Annotated in this window: 17 protein-coding genes; 4 read left to right on the plus strand and 13 right to left on the minus strand. The window is 46.9% G+C overall.

Going from position 1 to position 19,325, the window contains the following annotated elements; translation table 11 throughout:
- Positions 1-77: 77 nt before the first annotated feature.
- The 3 genes from ACLHG7_RS16285 to ACLHG7_RS16295 are packed head-to-tail and all read right to left on the minus strand — an operon-like array spanning position 78 to position 2,487.
- A complete protein-coding gene (locus ACLHG7_RS16285) occupies positions 78-794 on the minus strand; it encodes a type 4a pilus biogenesis protein PilO (RefSeq protein WP_410212009.1) in 717 nt (238 codons plus the stop codon).
- Positions 791-1,426: a PilN domain-containing protein gene (locus ACLHG7_RS16290; RefSeq protein WP_410212010.1), complete on the minus strand. Its 636-nt coding sequence runs from the start codon at positions 1,424-1,426 to the stop codon at positions 791-793. Before ACLHG7_RS16290 ends, ACLHG7_RS16285 begins: the two co-directional genes overlap by 4 nt.
- 2 nt (positions 1,427-1,428) lie before the next feature.
- Positions 1,429-2,487, minus strand: coding sequence for a pilus assembly protein PilM (locus ACLHG7_RS16295; RefSeq protein ID WP_114898043.1), 1,059 nt, complete (start codon positions 2,485-2,487; stop codon positions 1,429-1,431).
- A 461-nt stretch (positions 2,488-2,948) separates the two neighbouring features.
- On the opposite strand from ACLHG7_RS16295, the gene ACLHG7_RS16300 reads away from it, so the two are divergent.
- On the plus strand, positions 2,949-5,651 hold the full coding sequence (locus tag ACLHG7_RS16300; RefSeq protein WP_410212011.1) for a penicillin-binding protein 1A: 2,703 nt from the start codon (positions 2,949-2,951) through the stop codon (positions 5,649-5,651).
- Positions 5,652-5,758: 107 nt separating this feature from the next.
- Here the strand turns inward: ACLHG7_RS16300 and ACLHG7_RS16305 are convergent, their stop codons facing one another.
- The 4 genes from ACLHG7_RS16305 to ACLHG7_RS16320 form a co-directional block, all read right to left on the minus strand.
- Complete coding sequence (locus ACLHG7_RS16305; RefSeq protein ID WP_410212012.1) at positions 5,759-8,029, minus strand: family 2A encapsulin nanocompartment cargo protein cysteine desulfurase; 2,271 nt, start codon at positions 8,027-8,029, stop codon at positions 5,759-5,761.
- Positions 8,004-8,939: a family 2A encapsulin nanocompartment shell protein gene (locus ACLHG7_RS16310; protein WP_410212013.1), complete on the minus strand. Its 936-nt coding sequence runs from the start codon at positions 8,937-8,939 to the stop codon at positions 8,004-8,006. Before ACLHG7_RS16310 ends, ACLHG7_RS16305 begins: the two co-directional genes overlap by 26 nt.
- Before the next feature lie 314 nt (positions 8,940-9,253).
- Entirely contained in the window at positions 9,254-10,267 is a 1,014-nt protein-coding gene (epsC, locus tag ACLHG7_RS16315; RefSeq protein ID WP_410212014.1) for a serine O-acetyltransferase EpsC, read from the minus strand.
- A gap of 176 nt (positions 10,268-10,443) precedes the next feature.
- Positions 10,444-10,992, minus strand: a complete 549-nt coding sequence (locus ACLHG7_RS16320) for a rhodanese-like domain-containing protein (RefSeq protein ID WP_410212015.1) — start codon at positions 10,990-10,992, stop codon at positions 10,444-10,446.
- 437 nt (positions 10,993-11,429) lie between these two features.
- On the opposite strand from ACLHG7_RS16320, the gene ACLHG7_RS16325 reads away from it, so the two are divergent.
- The gene (locus ACLHG7_RS16325) at positions 11,430-13,220 is read left to right on the plus strand and encodes a patatin-like phospholipase family protein (protein ID WP_410212059.1); all 1,791 of its coding nucleotides are present in this window, start codon (positions 11,430-11,432) and stop codon (positions 13,218-13,220) included.
- Positions 13,221-13,234: 14 nt separating this feature from the next.
- Here the strand turns inward: ACLHG7_RS16325 and ACLHG7_RS16330 are convergent, their stop codons facing one another.
- From ACLHG7_RS16330 to ACLHG7_RS16345, 4 genes are all read right to left on the minus strand, one after another.
- Positions 13,235-14,422 (minus strand): hypothetical protein, encoded by a 1,188-nt coding sequence (locus tag ACLHG7_RS16330; RefSeq protein WP_410212016.1) that lies wholly within the window; start codon positions 14,420-14,422, stop codon positions 13,235-13,237.
- Complete coding sequence (locus tag ACLHG7_RS16335) at positions 14,419-14,703, minus strand: hypothetical protein (protein ID WP_410212017.1); 285 nt, start codon at positions 14,701-14,703, stop codon at positions 14,419-14,421. Before ACLHG7_RS16335 ends, ACLHG7_RS16330 begins: the two co-directional genes overlap by 4 nt.
- A 191-nt stretch (positions 14,704-14,894) precedes the next feature.
- Entirely contained in the window at positions 14,895-15,893 is a 999-nt protein-coding gene (locus ACLHG7_RS16340) for a lipase family alpha/beta hydrolase (protein ID WP_410212018.1), read from the minus strand.
- 234 nt (positions 15,894-16,127) lie between these two features.
- On the minus strand, positions 16,128-17,033 hold the full coding sequence (locus ACLHG7_RS16345) for a LysR family transcriptional regulator (protein ID WP_410212019.1): 906 nt from the start codon (positions 17,031-17,033) through the stop codon (positions 16,128-16,130).
- A 142-nt stretch (positions 17,034-17,175) separates the two neighbouring features.
- Between ACLHG7_RS16345 and ACLHG7_RS16350 the strand changes: the two genes are divergently transcribed.
- The gene (locus ACLHG7_RS16350) at positions 17,176-17,658 is read left to right on the plus strand and encodes a DUF1348 family protein (RefSeq protein ID WP_410212020.1); all 483 of its coding nucleotides are present in this window, start codon (positions 17,176-17,178) and stop codon (positions 17,656-17,658) included.
- 27 nt (positions 17,659-17,685) lie between these two features.
- Positions 17,686-18,300 (plus strand): pyridoxamine 5'-phosphate oxidase family protein, encoded by a 615-nt coding sequence (locus tag ACLHG7_RS16355; protein WP_410212021.1) that lies wholly within the window; start codon positions 17,686-17,688, stop codon positions 18,298-18,300.
- 2 nt (positions 18,301-18,302) lie between these two features.
- On the opposite strand, the gene ACLHG7_RS16360 is transcribed toward ACLHG7_RS16355, so the two are convergent.
- Positions 18,303-18,860, minus strand: a complete 558-nt coding sequence (locus tag ACLHG7_RS16360; RefSeq protein WP_410212022.1) for a GNAT family N-acetyltransferase — start codon at positions 18,858-18,860, stop codon at positions 18,303-18,305.
- Positions 18,861-18,878: 18 nt separating this feature from the next.
- Positions 18,879-19,220: a hypothetical protein gene (locus tag ACLHG7_RS16365; protein WP_410212023.1), complete on the minus strand. Its 342-nt coding sequence runs from the start codon at positions 19,218-19,220 to the stop codon at positions 18,879-18,881.
- Positions 19,221-19,325 lie beyond the last annotated feature (105 nt).

Below are 19,325 nucleotides of genomic sequence, written 5' to 3' on the forward strand. Positions count from 1 at the left end.
CAAAGCCAAGACTTGCGATACACCTTTTGATCGGACTTGTAGTTGGGAACGTTTATTTTCTGACATCATTCTGCATTTCATGATGTACTCCCTGTTTTCTTTGCGGCATCCTGCGGGGTTTTTGGTTTATTTTTAGGGTCGGCTTTATCGTTATAACGATAAGTTTTCGCATTCACCGTCAAACCCAAGACCGGCACTTCAGATTTTGATTTATCATTAATAGGAGAAATATCAAAATCATCAATGGTCACAATCCGTGGTAATGCAGCCAAGGCACTCACAAAAGCACCAAATGAATGATAGTCACCACGACCCTTAATCGTCATCGGCAATTCAATAAAGAAGTCCTTTGTCACCTCTTTTTCCACATTAATTTTATCGAACTGCAAACCACTTCCTACACCGGTATAGTTAATGTCTTCAACAAGCCCAGGAATTTCAGTTTCTTTAGGAAGTTGCTGTAATAATTGACCAAATGTAGATTCCATTTCCTCAACTTGCTTCTGATATTGCAACAAATTTCGAAGCTTTGAATCTTTATCACGATAATCATTCAATAAACTTTGCTCTTGCCCCTCGGCCGCTACGATATCCTCACGCACAGGAGCAATCAGTAAAAGATAAGCAAGCACGAATACCAAAACACCGACAAAAATATAAGCTGTAATTTTCACAGGGAGGGGCCAGTTCCCCATATTCTGCGGATCAAGCGATTTAAAACTATTACTAAACTCCTCAAAGGAGAATTTTTTTGAAATCGACTTAGCTGCTAGAGGGTTATTATCCGTCTTCATGATGCACCTCCTAAACGCTTCGCAGTGGAAGTTCCTTGTCCTTTTACATCAGCTTCGGGAAGTTGCAAATCAACTGAAATCACAAACTGACCATAGCTATCCTCTGCTCTCGGCACTACACTGCCAGACACTGGTGTAGTAGGCTGCACAGCACCTTGAAATGAATTCATAAATGCATTACGGAACCAAGGCGAGGCTTCCAAATTACGTAAAAACTCAGACACATCATTTGGACTTTGTGCTCGACCTTCAATCGTAAACTTGTCATCTTTCCGAGCAAATTTAGTGATATAGACATGACTCGGCGTCAATCTTGGCAACTCATCAAAAATACGAACAACAACGGGACGCTGACCTTGTAAGTCTTGAATGACCTTCATGCGTGAAACAATGTCATCACGTCTTGACTGTAATTGCGCTAAATCTTTCAGCTTCGTATCGAGTGCTGCATTTGCGGTAGTGATCTGTTGATTGGCTTGGAGTTGTTCATCAAGATAATGTTTAAAGACCACCCAGACCAAAACAGACAGAATTAAAGCCAAAACGAAAATAGCACCACCCGTGAGCATAAATTCTTTTTTGCGCTGCTCACGTTGAGCTTCGCGCCAGGGAAGTAAATTAATTTGTGCCATGATTAATCAAAACTCCTGAGCGCAAGTCCACAGGCGATAATGAGCGCAGGTGCATCATTTCCAATCGCATTGGTATCGATTTGAGGGGCAAAACCCATGTGAGTAAATGGATTAGCCACGCTTACGCGATTGCCCAATTTATCTTGAATCAAACGTGCAAGCCCCGGAATACTGGCACTACCACCAGCCAGCAAAATATGATCGACATCGTTATATTGACTAGACGAAAAGAAAAATTGCAGAGAGCGAGTGACTTGTTGTGCAATTGACTCCATAAAAGGAATCAGCACTTCAGGCTCGTAATCATCAGGAAGATTGCCCTCTTTCTTAGAACGGCTTGCTTCTTCAAAAGACAAACCATAGCGACGTTGAATATCCTCAGTCAGCTGTTTGCCACCAAAAAGTTGTTCACGGGTATAAATGATCTGATCATGACGAAGCACGTTAAGGGTCGTCATCGTATGACCAATATCAACAATCGCGACAATATCTGGACTATCAGGTAGGGCATCAACCATTAAGCCAAAGGTGCGTTCAATCGCATAAGATTCAACATCAACCACTTTGGCGGTTAAATTACCAATCTCAAGCACATCGACCCGCTGTTCAATATTTTCAGAACGCGAAGCTGCTAGTAATACACTCACCCTTCCAGGCACAACGGCAGAAGGACCGAGCACTTCGAAATCCAAATTGACTTCAGACAACGGGTAGGGAATATATTGATCGGCATCTAAACGAATCTGCATTTCACGCTCATCGTCCGTCATATCCGCTTCCATATCGATCAGTTTGGTGATCACAGCGGACCCAGCGACAGCGACAGCCGCCTGAGAGGATCTTGGGCTAGCGCGTCTCACGAGCTGACCAATAGCCTCTCCAACCACTTCAACATCAGCAATATTTTTCTCAACTACTGCATTTGGAGGAAGGGCCTCTGAGCCGTAACTTTCGACATAATAACGACCATCACGAATACTGAGCTCTAAAAGCTTGACAGACGTCGTGCTGATGTCTAACCCCACTAGGCTAGAATTTTGTTTGCGTCCAAAGGAAAACACATTAAATTCCCTTTTATTGTTCTGTCCAAATTTGAAAAGCCGTAACCAGCAATCCACCTAACTACCTACTCGTAGCTTCAAATACCAGAAGCTTCGTAAAAACAGCGCCTAGTCGCCACTCCACAATTACAAAAAAACTAGGTTTGTTTTGAATGCGTTTCAGCACTCAAGTTACAAATATTTTTTATGGAATAATTCCGTTTAAAACATCCATAAACCCTAAGCTGGCAACACAATCACACTCAAACAACACAAAGTGCCAACAGAATCACCGAATATCCAATACATCTCGTAACAATTCAGCTATAGGATAGTGATAACACGCCTTTTGCAGCATTACAAGTGCGTTCAAAAAATAAATCGGAGGGAAGACTTAAATAAAAGCAATAAGATGCCATCCTTGTTTGTTGTGGGTATACTACGGCGTCAACCTTGACTTAAGGCATTAAAACTCACTTGTCATGAAAAAGCTATCTTGCGCAGGCCGAATCCACCCACTATTTGCACTCTTACTCGTGCTCCTATTGGCTCTTCCCATTGGATTTTATGGGCTCTATCTCTTTATTGCTCCAAGCTTGCCAGACATCGCTCAGCTCAAGTCAGCGCCTGTCGCGATTCCTCTGCAAGTCTATTCAAAAGACAATAAATTGATTGGTGAATTCGGTGAAAAGATATCGCGTCCTGTCACCTATGATGAAATCCCGCCACTCATGGTCAATGCTTTTCTAGCAGCGGAAGACTCCTCTTTTTTCACCCATAACGGTGTAAGTTTTAAGGGGCTAGGCCGTGCAGTGACCGAAGCAATGCAAAGTGGTAGCGGACAATCTGGTGGTTCAACCATCACCATGCAAGTTGCCAAGAACTTTTATTTAAGTCCAGAACGCACCCTCAAACGAAAATTAACCGAAATCTTTCTAGCCCGAAAGATTGAGCAAAACCTGAATAAACAAGAAATTTTTACACTCTACGTTAACAAGATCTTTTTAGGACAACATGCATACGGTATTGCCGCAGCAGCAAAAGTCTATTACCACAAGCCTTTAAAAGACCTGACCATTGCAGAAATGGCCATGATTGCAGGACTGCCTAAAGCACCGACCAAATACAATCCTGTCAATGACCCAGATCGCGCGATCGAACGACGTAACTGGATTATTGGACGCATGCTGCAACTGGGATTTATTAGCCAGGCCCAATATCAAGAAAATATTAACGCCCCTCTTGCGCTCAACTACAGCGCCAATACCAAACGTCTTGATGTTGACATGCCTTATGTAGCTGAAATGGTCCGCAGTGCCATGGTCGAAGAATTTGGTGAAGATGTACTCAACTCCGGTTATCGCGTTTACACCACGATCCCATCTGATCGCCAAAAAATGGCTGAAGATGCTGTTCATAAAGGGCTGGAGGCATATGATCATCGCCACGGCTGGCGTGGTGCAGAATCCAATACTAAGCCCCTTGCGGATCATTATGTGATAAATAATATGTGGCCTGTACAGGTCACTAAGGTGTCTAAACAAAGTTTTGATGCTGTTTTTAGCAATGGATTGACCGTCACGGTACCGTGGAGCGGGATGTCATGGGCAAGAAAATATTATTCGACAGATCGTGTCGGTGGTGCACCCAGTAATGCAGCTGAAATTGTTCATATGAACGACATTATTCGTGTGCGTCCAGCCGACCTCACCGCAGATCAAATCCAGCAGTACGTGAATGCGCAGAATAAATCATCCGCCAAGACGAATGACTCTGATGCATCTGCTGATCTTGATGATCCAGCACCAGATTCCAAGAAAACCAAAACAGAAGAACCTGCCCAACCCAAACTAGATCTGTCTAAAGCCTCGTGGTCACGGATCAACTGGACACTGACGCAGATTCCTGCAGCCGAAGCACAGCTTGTCTCTCTAGACCCGAATGATGGTGCTATTCAAGCCGTTGTTGGGGGATATGACTTTGCAAGAAGCAACTTTAACCGCAGTATGCAGGGCTGGAGACAACCCGGCTCTAATATCAAGCCCTTTATCTATTCATTAGCCTTAGAGCGCGGTTTCACGCCTTATAGCATTATCAATGACGCGCCCCTTCAGGTCGGCAATTGGCGTCCACAAAACTCCGATGGCAAGTTCATGGGACCCATTACGTTGCGCCGGGCATTGTATCTATCGCGAAATCTGGTTTCCGTTCGCTTATTACAAGCGGTTGGGATCAATAAAGCCGTTGAGCATTTGACGCACTTTGGTTTTATGGAAGACAAACTGCCGAAGAACCTAGCTCTGGCTTTAGGGGCAGCACAAGCCTTGCCGATCCAAGTGGCCACGGGTTATGCCGCTTTTGCCAATGGCGGTTATCGTATCCAGCCTTACTTTATTGAACGTGTCGAAAGCTTTAAAGGAGATGTACTTTTCAAAGCCGACCCGGTTCGCGTTTGCCGCAGTTGCGACGCAGCCAACAATCCAGATCAGCAAGACCAAACGGATGCAAGTAGCGTGCAATCCGATGCAAGCAGTGCAGCGCCTACGGTGCTGACTAGTAACCCGGATGGCAGCATCAATTCTACAGGCAATCCGGCATCTTCACCTGCAACCACGCCAGAACCTGCGAATTATCGTCGTGCCGAACGTGTGTTGACCGCTAAAACAGCCTACGACATGGCCAGCATTTTGCGCGACGTGATTCAGCACGGTACTGGTTACGCAGCGATGAAACTCGGTCGAAACGACATCGGCGGTAAAACAGGAACAACCAATGATGCCAAAGACGCGTGGTTCTCTGGTTTCAATCCAACACTCGTCGCGGTTGCATGGGTCGGTTTCGACCAACCCCGCACATTGGGACGTAAAGAATTTGGGGGTGTTGCGGCCTTGCCGATTTGGAGCGAATATATGGCCAAAGCGCTTGCCAATACGCCAGAAAGCTGGATTGATAAAGATCCAGGTAACCCGAATAGTAGCAACTCGTCAGGCGCAATTAAGCCTCGTAAAAAGAAAGTGATCGATACTGAATCTGATTCCACGACAGATTCGACTTCTACATCATCTGACAGTATTGCCGATCTTGTGGAGTCTAAGACTGCAGAATCTGCGGCACCTAAACACACACCTCAACAACCTTCCTCGACCAAGGTGAGTCCAAGCACTCCACTTGAATCGCCATTCTAGGCTTGATTGATTGCTGGCTACCGAAGTAGCCAATGAAACTTCAGCATAATAAAAAGCCACTGAGCGAATGCTCAGTGGCTTTTTTACAGCAACCGATTTTATAAAACTTATCGACGAATACTGCGTGCACGACGTAGCTGATGCAGGATTGAAACCAGCAAGTCAATCTCCTCAGTCGTGTTATAAAACGCGAGTGAAGGACGAACCGTAGTCTCAACACCAAAACGTCTGAGAATCGGTTGAGCACAATGGTGTCCGGTACGAACCGCAATACCTTCTTTATTTAGTGCCTTGCCAACTTCTTCATTCTCATAACCTTCCAGTGTGAAAGACATGACACTGGCTTTCTCACGTGCAGTACCGATCAAGCGCAAGCCTGAAACACTGCTGAGACCATGCTGACCATATTCAAGCAAATCATGCTCGTAACGGGCAATATTATCTAAACCTAGGCTTTCGACATATTCAATCGCTGCACCCAGACCGACCGCATCTGCAATATTTCCAGTCCCTGCTTCAAACTTATTTGGCGCAGGTTGAAAAATGATTTGCTCAAAGGTCACGTCTTGGATCATATTTCCGCCGCCCTGCCAAGGAGGCATTTTTTCCAGCAAGTCCGCCTTGCCGTAAACAACGCCAATCCCCGTAGGACCAAAGATTTTATGACCTGAGAACACAAAAAAGTCTGCATCCAAGGCCTGCACATCTACACGTAAATGTGCAACCGACTGTGCACCATCGACCAGTACTTTCGCGCCGACCTGATGAGCAAGAGCAATTACCTCAGCAACGGGCGTGACTGTACCGAGCGCATTAGAAACCTGGGTGATTGAAACGATTTTTGTTCGATCATTGAGCAGCTTACGATACTCATCAAGACGAATTTGACCGCTGTCGTCCACAGGTATCACACGGAGCTTGGCACCCACTTGCTTGGCCAATTGAAACCAAGGCACGATATTGGCGTGATGTTCCAGATTAGAGACGATGATTTCATCACCAGCACCAATGTTCTGTACACCCCACGTTTTCGCAACCAAGTTGATTGCTTCGGTGGTACCTCGCACGAAAATAATTTCACTTTCGGACTTTGCACCCAAGAAACGCGCAATTGTTTTACGCGCATGCTCATAAGCATCGGTTGCACGTGCCGCCAGTTCATGCGCAGCACGGTGGATGTTTGAGTTTTCGTGTTCATAAAAATATGACACGCGCTCAATCACCGACTTCGGCTTATGCGTGGTCGCAGCATTATCAAACCAGACCAATGGACGACTATTAACACGCTCTTGCAGGATCGGAAAATCCCGACGTACCGATTGCACATCAAAAGGCTGATGAGCGTTGCTGACTGGTACAATGTTGGTCGGCTTATCTTGCCATGCGGAACCTGCGCTCGGTACATCGAGGAAATAAAACCCTGATGGACTTGGAGATGGGGCTGCACTAGGTGCCGCACGATTAGACGTACTGCCTGACAACAGCGCTTTGAGTGCATCCGCACCAGGCAACCCAAATGATTGCGCAAAGAGCGCTTCATCAGGGATATCCGTCGCAGGGGCTGTTGGAGATGGTGGCACAGGAGCACCACCTTCATTCACAAAATAAAACGGCGAAGAAGCCGCACTCGTATCCGGTGCACGACCAAACGCAGAGCTTGGTGCCGCACTTGCAACATTTGCTGGAACGCTTGGCACACTGGGTGTTAATGACGTCACATCCGATGTTGCAACGGGTGCAGGGACTTTAGCCGGTGCAGATGGAAAACTAGCACCACCGACAACAGGTAAAGACTCCGCTTTTTGTTCAGGTGCATCCAGATCAGTCGGAATGCTGTGCGGCACCGCTGGGTTTAAGCCCTGCGAGGTCGCCACAGCGGGGGCGCGACCACCCAACGCGAGTGCTGGATCAACCGGTTGCGGGGCATGACTTACACCAGAACCTTGCAAAAAATAAAACGGCGAATCATTCCCCACAACACTTGGAGACGGTGAACCCACCAATACCGGCAGAGTTGGCGTCAAGGTTGCTATCTCAGGAGTGACTGGCGAATAAGGGACTTGCGGATAATTCGCACCCCCTACACCAGGCAATGAAGCCGTTTTTTTCTCAGGTGAATCCGGCAGATTCGGCACATTGTGCGGAATCTCTGGATTCAATGCACGACCTGTTGCAAGCGCAGGTGCACGACCGCCGAGAGCCAAAAATGGATCGGCCGGTTGCGGCGGACTTGCAGGCAAATCAAAATTGGGTTTCTCACCGGGTAGCGCTTGAAAAAGCGCACTGGCGATTCGACTCAATGTTGCTTCATCAGGCAAGCCAGCTGTTTCAGGAGAGAGTCCTGTCACGCTATTACTTGTACTTGTCTGAGTAGTCATGATATTTGCCAATCTCCACGTCTTCGAGAACCGCCAACGCATCTTCAGTCAGCACCGCCAGCGAGCAATACAGCGAAATCAAATAGGATGCGATTGCACTTCGGTTAATTCCCATAAAACGCACAGATAAGCCTGGTGCTTGTTCGCCAGCTAAGCCAGGTTGGAACAGGCCGACTACACCTTGACGCTTCTCACCCACACGGATCAGCAGAATTTTTGTTTTGCCATCTTCCACAGGGATTTTGTCCGATGGGATTAATGGTAGACCGCGCCAAGTAATGAACTGTGAGCCGAATAAGCTGACTGTTGGTGGCGGCACACCGCGACGGGTACATTCACGGCCAAATGCAGTGATTGCAGCAGGATGTGCCAAGAAGAAACCGGGCTCTTTCCACACTTTACCGATCAAATCATCAAGATCATCTGGTGTTGGCGCACCGGTTAACGTTGAAATACGTTGGGAATCAGCAACACTTGCCAATAGACCGTATTCTGGGTTATTGATCAACTCGCTTTCTTGACGCTCTTTGATGGTTTCAATCGTCAAGCGCAGTTGTTCACGAATTTGATCGTGTGGGCTGCTGTACAAATCAGATACACGCGTATGAACATCAAGAACAGTCGAAACGCCATTCAAAAAGTATTCACGCGGTGCAGTGTCATAATCCACAAACGTTTGTGGTAATTGTGACTCGTCACGCTGAGTACAGGCGATTTGGATGTCATCCGCATTGCTGACGCGGTTGACGCGATAGATACCTGCTTCTACAGGTAACCATTGCAACAAATGCACCAGCCAACGTGGCGTAATCGTCGACAGTTGCGGGGCTGTTTTGGTTGCATTGGCAAGCTGGCGGGCTGCATTATCGCCAAGCGCCTGTGCGTGTGGTAAATCCTGATTCTTCGCCATGACTGGCTCCTGTGATTAAAAACGTTAAAACAAACGACGCGTCTCAAACAAACCAAGTAGAAAACTATTTTTTCAGATCGACTCTAGCCTAACGGAAAAACCTTCATCACAAAATATGAATAACTTATATAAAAAACAGATAAGTCATTCAAATTCAAGAATACTTATAATGCTTTTGATTTTAAAATAACCAAAAACAAGCCATTTCTTCATAAAGGAATATAAACGGTAACCCACTCACTTTGAGCAAAAGCCATTTTAATAATTCTTGCCTTACATATACGTAAAATGTATGACGTTTTGATCACAATACATCAAACTTTCTGATGCGATGCGTCTTGCTGGGTGATATGGCTATTCGGTGGGACACTGCGTGTCAGCCAGACATTCCCGCCAACTGTTGAGCCCTTTCCGATGGTGATCCTTCCAAGAATGGTCGCACCCGCATAGATAATGACATCATCCTCAACAATCGGATGACGCGCATAGTCTTTCTGCAAAGTGCCATCTTCAGCCACTTCAAAGCGCTTTGCGCCTAAGGTGACGGCTTGATATAAACGAACGTGTTGACCAATCACCGCAGTTTCACCAATCACCACGCCAGTGCCATGATCGATAAAAAAACCCGCTTCAATTTTGGCGCCTGGATGAATATCGATACCCGTTGTTGAGTGGGCCAGCTCTGAGATAATCCGAGCAAGCAGCGGCACGCCTTGCGTATATAACTCATGGGCAAGACGGTAATAAATAATGGCGAGGACTCCGGGATAGCAGAGCAATACTTCATCTACGCTGCGTGCGGCGGGGTCACCGTCATAGGCGGCTTGCACATCACTATCAAGCAAACGGCGGACTTTAGGGAGTGCCAAAGAAAAAGCCCGTACAATTTCAACAGCATGTTGTTCAATTACAGATGTTGCCGGCTCGGCATGGCTATCCGCCTGTGTCGCAGAAGCCCGATAACGGGCTTCGTAATACAGCGCTAAACGCACTTGTTCATGTAATGCGTTAAGTGCAGAATCCAGCGTATAGCCTATATAGTAGTCTTCCCCTTCCTGACGGAGATCAGCAGGCCCTAGTCGCATCGGGAAAAGCGCGCCACTTAATGCCTCCACAATCTCACGCAGTGTCTCTCTAGAAGGCAGCTCGCGCCCACCAAACTCACGTGTACGCTTTTGCGACTCACGCCAGCGTGCACGCTCAGCACGCAGTTCACTAACAATGCGCTCTAACGGCCAATGTGGCGTATCCGCATTTGCTTTGGTGGACGTTGTGGTTGTAGAAAACTGATGGGATTGATTGGCGGCTGGCACAACTGGCTGGCTCATGGTGCGAACTCCTGTTACAACTTCTAAGCCCGACGAGGCAAGCATCTAATTTGAGATATGGTCTACATTAACTGAAAGAATGGGCCATTAGAAATAATATTTATAGAACTGTTGTCGGTCAGCAGTCCTATTTTGTAAGAAGTTATTCTCGATTTAAACGATCTTCAGAACAAAGATTAATCTTGTACCCAAGGCAAAGCTGCATGACGCCAGCCGCCCACATCCCCGCGCTGTTGCTGTTCATTTAGTTCCCCTTCAAATCCTTCAAGAATATTATAAACTTGAGTGAAGCCAGCTTTTGCCGCAGCTTCGGCTGCCAATGCTGAGCGTTTACCACTGCGGCACAACAAGACAACGACTTGTTCCTTATTATTCTTGAGTTTGATTTCTAGCTCTTTGACAAAACGTGGGTTACGATTTAACGATGTTCCTGTTGCCCAAGCGACATGCTCTCCAGCCGGCACATGGCCGACAAACTTACGTTCCTCGTTTGAACGCACATCAACCAATACGGCAGCCCCGGCTCTCACCAATGCCCATGCATCTTTTGGTGGCACGCCACCTGCAAAGTCCAACTCTTCATCAAGCGCATATTGTTTAGCTCGATCAAGAATGGCTTGAATTTGCACAGCACTTAAAGTCGTGGCTGCCTGGTGTTCGGAATTTGATGATGTCTGTAATTGTTCTTGTGCTTGTTGAATTTCTTTAGATACGGATGCATTCATGTTCATTTACTCCATCACTTAAAACATGGGATTTAAAGCAGTACACCCTGTTTTAGTCGTTTTTATAAAACAGTAAAAATGCGCTTTAACCTTGATAATAGATATGCTAATCCTGTTTACTTATTTAAAGAAACAATAAAAATTAACTTGCTTATATTTTAATTGAATAAAGAAGTGTGCTTTGACCACCCATCCATGGACTCCTGATCGATTCACTTTTTCATTCATGAACTGAAGTGAAACCTTGCTAAATGATATTGACTTTACCGCATAAGCAACACACTCTATGAATGAATACTTTATGCGCAGGTGAGGAAGATGAAACGGCTTTTATCCTCAAAGATCGCAGGTAAAATAATAATTCAAATGACTCTACGCCCTATCCGCGCTTGGAGACATGCATCATGACCGTAGACTTTAAAATCCCCCACAAACCGATCAATATCCTTGCTGCACTTGCGCAGGTTTCTATCTTCGCCAAACTTTCAGATACCGCACTGCAATCCCTCGCGCACTGCGCTGAGCCGCTCCAGCTCAATACCGGTGATGCACTCTATTTAAAGGGTGATCCTTCTCTTTATTTTTACGTGGTGTTACACGGTCGACTACGCGTTAGTCTCTTGGATGTCATGCTAGGTTATGTGGGACGACACCAACCAATTGGGGAAATGGATGTCATTGTCGGTGAGGTGCGTAATACCTCCGTCTATGCCGTTCGGGACAGCTTACTATTGCGTTTTGGGGCATCGGAATTCTTGAATTTCATTCAGATCAATGCTGCCTCCCTGCTCGATTTAACCCGCCTCGTTATTAATCGTAGTCGTCATTTTTATAATCAGAACAATAATCCAAAAGCTGCCAAAAAACGTGATTTCGGCGGAACATTGGCAGTCATTCCCGCATCATCCGGGGTATCCGCGATTCAACTTGCCGAAGCCTTAGTCGAGCATCTGGATGGCTGGCCGGAAACCCGTCTCATCACTGCAGCTCATGTCGATTCCATTTTTGGCGATGGCGTTGCACAAACACCACTTGATGAAAGTGCCAATGATCTTCATCTTCGTGAGTGGTTAGCATCCCTGGAAGAGCGTCATCACTACGTCCTCTATGCGGCGGACAACGACCGTGATCCTTGGTCATTACGCTGCTTACACCAAGCCGATCGGATCCTAATTCTGGCCGAAGCAACACGGCTGCCAGAAAATGTCCCTGTGCTTGATGCACTGCATCGCAGTGGGTTGATTGCACCGATTGAGCTGGTGCTGCTGAGATCAGAAGGTGATCCCTCTCCGCATACTCTGGCGTGGCGGGAAGAAACTGGAGCGCGCGCGCACTACTTTGTTCATCCATGGGCGAATGCTGATATCAGCGCATTAGCACGGCAAATTTCAGGACAAGGCGTAGGACTCGTCTTAGGTGGTGGTGGCGCGAGGGGGTTTGCTCATATCGGACTGATTCGCGCGTTGGAGCAGCTCCAGATCCCTGTCGATATCGTGGGTGGGACCAGTATGGGCGCATTTGTCTCGGCCCTTGTCGCTTGTGGCTTTGATAGTGTTGAGATGAGCCATATTGCTCATGAGACCTTTGTTGCTCGGAATTATCTTAACGACTATACCGTCCCCAAAGTCTCTTTAATTCGGGGGGCACGTTTTCATAAACGCCTCATGTCGGTATTTGGTCATCGCCGTATTGAAGAATTACGCCGTACGTTTTATTGCATCTCGACCAACCTCACCACGGGCAATCCGATGATTCATGACCGTGGAACCTTGGCCACATGGGTCGGCACCAGTATGAGTGTGCCGGGCGTTGCCCCACCTGTCGCATGGCATGGAGATTTATTGTGTGATGGCGGTGTCGTAAACAACCTGCCCACAGATGTGATGCGCAACTTGGAACGTGGCATTATTATCGCCAGTAATGTCAGTATGAATGGCGATATACGTGCACCAGGTGCAGGTGAAGAAGAACCGGATCAAATGGCGCTTTTAAACTGGAAAGGCACCAAACGTGCGCCAAGCTTGTCCGAGATTCTGATGCGTACAGCGACTCTGGCCAGTGACACCACGATTCAAATGTCATCGATTTCAAATGCTGATATTTACTTACGAATGCCAATAGCTGATATCGGCATGTTTGATTGGCACCGCTTAGATGAACTCATTGAACGGGGCTATCAATACGGACTGGAACTCCTAACTCCAATTCGGGATACCTTGCCTCGCTAATCCAAATATCAGATCTAAGCAAGCTGGCTTACTGGCTGGGTAATCCCATACAAGGCAAGATCTGATCGAATCTGATTGGCGGTCTCAGGATCTAAGGTATCCGTATATTTTGCCAAAACCTGTACACAGCGCTCATGCCACTCGACAGGCAAACGGCGTACTACATCCAATGCTGTCCCCCACTGCGCGCGCAGCAAAGCAGCATAGGCCACACGCTCAAGTACCGAATCATCAACCCACGTCATCGCATCGGCAACCGCATCACGACCCGCATCATTCATATTGGCGGCGAGTGTCAACATATCAGTCCATAGCTCTTCACGATTCGCAGCATCCAGAATATGCTGCATCACCAGTGGGGCATGCAATGCAGGTAGGTTCACGACACGCTGTTGAACAGGTAAAGATAAACACGCGACAACCGGTAAAATATCCTCCCACAAGCCATCCTCATCAGCTGCACGAATAATGGCTTCCAGCACATCCTCACCTTGGCTGGCGGCAAAATCCCCCAGCTCACGTTTCATACTATCGCTGACATTGGTCACTAGAGCCAAGAGCTTAGGCCAAAGCAGACGTTTAGAAACATCGCAAACGATCAGGATCGTCAGGCGAATACGTTCAGGGGGCAGCACATGCACCAAATGATCAATCCGCTCACGGGATTCGACATTAAAAACGATCTCCAGTAAATCGCCTTCATCCTCAATCGAGGCAGCAACTTCACGCACAACCTGATCAGGCAGGAGCCCCACAAACCGACCCATCGTCATAAAGTCACGACGTTTCAGCAAGACTTCCGAGATTTCTACGATCTGGGCAACCGGTAATAAACGGACTAACTCTCGTGCGACTCGAGGATCAAAGCCCATGGCCACATCAGCCATAAATTCGGCCGAGAGATGCTTGGCTATATCTGCAACGCGCCAAGCAGGCAATTCACTCGCCACCCGTGTGGCAAGGGTTGCCCCAATCCAGAAACGAACTAAGAGGACCGAGAGTAAAACGGGAAACCAGCGTACCCATGCCGCAAACCAGCGGAATAATGGACGCTGCTGATCGAAGACACGATCAGTAAGAGCTGTTCTTAAATGACGTAATGCTTCAGGGGGAATGTCTGTCAAAAAGCGGATCTCATCCACAGGAACATCGAGTTTGTCGGCGAGTTTATGCAGTTCAGCTTGGGCAGCAAGAAGGCTCATGACGATCTCCGACTTGCTGGACTCTTCACAAGTCGTCGCAAAAGCAAGGGGCGCAATAACCAGGGAATCGCCTGATGTAGCGCCTTATTGAGCTTCTCATCCTCATTCGCACAGACCTTAGCGACTTGCGTACTGAGCCAAGTTAGTTGCTCTGTTGATAGATGGGAAAAAGCAGACAAACTCTGTGGGGGACGGCGTAATTCCGAAGCCAGTTGCTGGAGTGCTTGTTCTTGTGATGTGTTTGATTCATCTTGACCTGATGGCTGAATAACGTCCTTCATCGCGCCCTCTCACTCGTTGATAATCGCATCAATTGTGTCGCGTGTTGATCTTTTTAATCGTCGTATGCTTTGAGTATAGCGATAAAATGAGGAATTAAAAGCAGCAAATCCGTGCTTTTGACAGGAAGAGATTGAGCTAAAGCAGTATAAAAAAGGAGCCCATGGACTCCCTTTTTTGTTTCAGTGGCCCGTTACAAGCCCGCAACCTTTAAACGGTTGGCTTGTTGGCGATATAAAGTCACAGGGCTTCCGGCAAAGATATTAACCAGACCCAAAGTCTGATTCACTTCATCCAGATGGTTCTGCGCATAATTATCACGAATCACTTGCCCAAGATGGCTAGAACAGCGCGGAACAAGACCATCACTGTCCCCTGGGATCAGCGCCCCTGTTAAAACCAGCGCAGCGTCTAATGGATCAAGCACATTGGTCAATTTACTCGTCCCGCCCCATGAGTAATAACGCACGCCATTCGCGACATATGCACCTTCACCACATGACGAAGTCGGCATCCCGGCTGGAAAATTTGCGGTAAACGCAGCAGAACCCGCTGTGGTCAATGAATTCAAACCCGCCAAAGAATCCTGATCATAATAATGACCTGATGAAATCCCAACCAATGAGAAGAAGGCATTCACACCTGCCGATATCACTGGCGCAAGAATTGTTGAACCGACAACGGGAATCTTGCTCAAATTATAAATCACATCGGCGACAGGTGAACCTTTATTCGGTCCACCCACTGCGGTTGCGGAAGCCACTTGATTGGGAATGAGACCCGCAACATAACGAATCGAATGACTGCCATGGCTATGACCAATGAGATTGACCTTGGCTGCACCTGTGATCGCCAGAATTTGCTGCACTTGATTCAGTAATTGTTCACCGCGAACTTCCGATGAATTAAATGACGCTTCTTGAGTGACAAAGACATTCGCACCATTTGCCACCAGATCAGGCGAAATGCCATACCAATACTGAAGTGGGCCTGCAGATGAAAATCCAGCCATACCATGTGCAAAAACGATCGGATATTTTGTCTTGGCATAGTCTGAAGTCACCGTTGCACTACCACCTGTACGGCAGCCATCGGTACTACAAAATTGATAGGTTGCGACTGTTGCGGAAGCCCACCCAGAAATGAGTAAACCTCCAGTGAATAACAATGGCGTTAGAATACGATTTTTCATGGATCATCCTTTTATCGCGTTAGTATTATTTTTTGCCTGCCAACTTTTCATCACAAAAACTGACAAGCTAAATTGTCACACAAAAAATAAGCAAACCAGATAAATTTCCGACCAAAGGTGACATGTGATTCCGATTAAATAAATCAATTCCACTCAATTCATTTTTTTCAGAGGGAGCATGCATCGCCTCAAAAAGGGGGATGCACGTAGACGTCTGCTCCGAGTACTAAAGGCTTACTCAATCGCTGGGTTTGACCGTAACCGCGCAACTGCTAAATCAATGAATGCGCGCACGCGTTGCGAGCCATTCCGCCCTTCGTGGTGAACCACATGGACTGGTAATGGTGTCGGCTCTAAATGACTCAAGACCTCTTGCAGTTGTCCCGAACGAATATGTTCTTCGACTTGATAGGAAAGTAAACGTGTTAAACCAAATCCACTTACAGCGGCAGTTATTGCAGAATCATTGGTTGTCGTTGTTAATCGCGCCCTGACTTTGACTGAGAATATCTCCCCTGCTTGCATTAACTGCCACTGTCGATCCAATGCTGATGACACGCCGCTGGATGAAATAATAGTATGCTGCTGAAGATCCTCCGCACTTTGTGGCATACCGTACTGCTTAAGATAGCTTGGCGAAGCACAAATCACACGACGGACTTGCCCCACACGAATTGCCTGCATGGAAGAGTCTGGAAGTTCACCGATCCGAATCGCGACATCCACGCCCTCATCCAACATATTCACGACCCGATCAAGAAAAAAACAAGACGCACTAACTTCGGGATAATGGTTTAAATACTCAGTGATAATGGATGTCACAAACAGATTGCCAAACAGAACAGGTGCGGTAATCGTCAAACGTCCACGTGCTGCGGCGTGCATCCCCGTTACAGAATCATCAGCATCGGCTATCTCAGACAAGATGCGCCGACAATCAACGACATATCTCGCACCTGCGTCAGTCACACGGACAATGCGAGTCGTTCGAGTCAACAAGGCCAGTCCGAGTTGGCGCTCTAGTTCATTGATTGCACGAGTCACTGCAGGCGGAGAGATATTGAGCTTGCGTGCTGCTCCCGCAAAGCTGTTGGTATCCACGACGCTCACAAACACCGTAATCAGATGAAGCTTGTCCATATTATTCCAGTTATTGAAATAGTGTGTTACTTCTGATAATCATTCTATATACAAAATAGATCAATTACGATAGTTGCAATCGCTGATCCAAGCCGTAAAACTCATCATATTTTCCCGCTCAGTTCCATCCATGGAGACTTCAATGAACCCTACCGCAGAAGCACCTCGCCCTCCACTCCCGTCGTTTACACAAGAAACAGCGGCACAGAAAGTGCGCATGGCAGAAGATGGCTGGAACTCCAAAAATCCAGCACAGGTTGCACTGGCGTATACACCCGACAGCCAATGGCGCAATCGATCTACGTTCTTACAGGGTCGAGAAGCGATTGAGGCTTTCCTCACTGACAAATGGAATCGGGAACAGGATTATCGTTTGATCAAAGAACTCTGGGCTTTTCATGAAAATCGTATTGCGGTACGTTTTGCTTATGAATGGCACAATGAACAGGGTCAGTGGTTCCGCAGCTATGGCAATGAGAATTGGGAGTTTGATGAGCAAGGACTCATGCGTATACGCATCGCCAGCATCAATGATCTGCCTATTCTTGAGAGTGAACGCAAGTTCTTTTGGACATCTGGGCGCCGCCCGGATGATCACGCAGGCTTAAGCGATTTAGGGCTGTAAGGCATTTAATTAAAGAGAATCTGAGCTATGGACTTTTCCAGTGATATCGCCTTTACACCAACCATCAAAGCTATTCAAACGGCAAAAGGCTCACGGCAAAGCTACGCGCGCATGGAGCAATCCGGCTCATGGGAAACACGCATCACCTCAGACTTGAAAGCATTCATCGAAGCCCAAACCAGTATATTCATGGCAACGACTAACGCTCAAGGGCAACCCTATATTCAGCATCGCGGGGGGCCCGAAGGATTCCTCCATGTCCTCGATGAGGAGACCATCGGATTTGCCGATTTTGCAGGAAATCGGCAATTTATTACGATGGGTAATTTGCAAGAGAACCCACACTCACATTTATTCTTGATGGATTATCAGCATCGCCAGCGAATTAAAATCTGGGGGGAAGCAGTCGTGATTGAAGACGATCCAGAATTGCTGACTAAGCTCATGCCGATCAATTATAAAGCCCGGCCGGAGCAGGTCATTCTATTCAAGGTCAAAGCATGGGATGCCAACTGCCCACAACATATCCCACAACGTTTTGAAGCCAAAGATGTACAACGCATTCTTGCTGAACGAGATCAACGTATCGAGGCATTAGAAGATGAAGTCAAGCGATTGCAGAAGTTGCTTAAGGATGCCTAAACTTAGCACTCAGTCTCCGGCTCAGCATTAAGGTGAGCCCCTTTGGGTGAGAAGCATTCAAAATGGATTAAGTCACACCACACCCCATGAAGAGACATTGCCTGTTGCGAACGACCACATTGCAAAAAATGATTTTTCTGTAGTACCCGGATGGAAGCCACATTCGTCTCACGGACCACCGCTTCGACTCGCCATAAATTTAATGTATCAAAAGCCTCCATTAAAACCAGTTCAATCGCCTTTGATGCCACACCTCTACCGGTCATAGACTCACCAACGCGATACCCCAATACCGCTTTATTATAATAATCCCTTGCGATCTGAGTGAGGTTAACGCGAGCGACAATCTCGCCATTGACTTTGACCACATACTGATAAGCCAAATCAAGGGCTCGCAATTGTATAGACTCATAAATCGAGTCTCGAACCGAGTCGATGTGATAATAGTCTGGAGATCGGGCGTTAATTAAACGTTCAAAATAAGCGCGATTAGATAATTCAAAAGCCAGCAAGTTATCAGCATCACTGGGATCAAGTAAATGAAGCTCAAGATTCTGCATGCTAAAAAACCTACTGACTCAATCCACTTTAATCAGACGTTCTTCCAGTGTCGGCGCTTTTTGATACCAGCCCTGATAACCTAGATTCGGGGCACCTTGAATCTGCGGACTGCAGCCAAAACTGCGTTTGCTCACCGTCAAATGACCAGAGACCCCGTTGGCATTGGAAGAAGCGATTTCCAAATCTTCACCAGCGCTAGCACGCACTCCGATCAAGCATTCATCTAGTGTTTGAAACTTCAGGGTCACCAGATGATGAGGATGATGCGTACACTTATAGAGAACGCCTATGGTAAAGGCGATTAGAAAAATAATCAGAACAATGTCTGAAACGCGTGGGAATTTTTTTCTCGTATCCATATCCCGCTCCTCTCTAGCGAGCATAATCGAACTGCTGGTGAGATTACATGAGAAAAATTGTTTTATATGCAAAAAAAACGAGTTATCCAAAATTGGCTAGATAAT

Source organism: Aquirhabdus sp. (assembly GCF_046462495.1).
Taxonomy (GTDB): domain Bacteria; phylum Pseudomonadota; class Gammaproteobacteria; order Pseudomonadales; family Moraxellaceae; genus Aquirhabdus.

Excerpts from the sequence above, each read along its gene's own strand:
- ACLHG7_RS16355 (WP_410212021.1), top strand. The coding sequence starts at position 17,686 with ATGGACTTTTCCAGTGATATCGCCTTTACACCAACCATCAAAGCTATT.
- ACLHG7_RS16330 (WP_410212016.1), bottom strand. The coding sequence starts at position 14,422 with ATGAGCCTTCTTGCTGCCCAAGCTGAACTGCATAAACTCGCCGACAAA.
- ACLHG7_RS16365 (WP_410212023.1), bottom strand. The coding sequence starts at position 19,220 with ATGGATACGAGAAAAAAATTCCCACGCGTTTCAGACATTGTTCTGATT.
- ACLHG7_RS16335 (WP_410212017.1), bottom strand. The coding sequence starts at position 14,703 with ATGAAGGACGTTATTCAGCCATCAGGTCAAGATGAATCAAACACATCA.
- ACLHG7_RS16340 (WP_410212018.1), bottom strand. The coding sequence starts at position 15,893 with ATGAAAAATCGTATTCTAACGCCATTGTTATTCACTGGAGGTTTACTC.
- ACLHG7_RS16310 (WP_410212013.1), bottom strand. The coding sequence starts at position 8,939 with ATGGCGAAGAATCAGGATTTACCACACGCACAGGCGCTTGGCGATAAT.
- ACLHG7_RS16350 (WP_410212020.1), top strand. The coding sequence starts at position 17,176 with ATGAACCCTACCGCAGAAGCACCTCGCCCTCCACTCCCGTCGTTTACA.
- ACLHG7_RS16360 (WP_410212022.1), bottom strand. The coding sequence starts at position 18,860 with ATGCAGAATCTTGAGCTTCATTTACTTGATCCCAGTGATGCTGATAAC.
- ACLHG7_RS16300 (WP_410212011.1), top strand. The coding sequence starts at position 2,949 with ATGAAAAAGCTATCTTGCGCAGGCCGAATCCACCCACTATTTGCACTC.
- ACLHG7_RS16305 (WP_410212012.1), bottom strand. The coding sequence starts at position 8,029 with ATGACTACTCAGACAAGTACAAGTAATAGCGTGACAGGACTCTCTCCT.
- ACLHG7_RS16285 (WP_410212009.1), bottom strand. The coding sequence starts at position 794 with ATGAAGACGGATAATAACCCTCTAGCAGCTAAGTCGATTTCAAAAAAA.
- ACLHG7_RS16320 (WP_410212015.1), bottom strand. The coding sequence starts at position 10,992 with ATGAATGCATCCGTATCTAAAGAAATTCAACAAGCACAAGAACAATTA.
- ACLHG7_RS16290 (WP_410212010.1), bottom strand. The coding sequence starts at position 1,426 with ATGGCACAAATTAATTTACTTCCCTGGCGCGAAGCTCAACGTGAGCAG.
- ACLHG7_RS16345 (WP_410212019.1), bottom strand. The coding sequence starts at position 17,033 with ATGGACAAGCTTCATCTGATTACGGTGTTTGTGAGCGTCGTGGATACC.
- epsC (WP_410212014.1), bottom strand. The coding sequence starts at position 10,267 with ATGAGCCAGCCAGTTGTGCCAGCCGCCAATCAATCCCATCAGTTTTCT.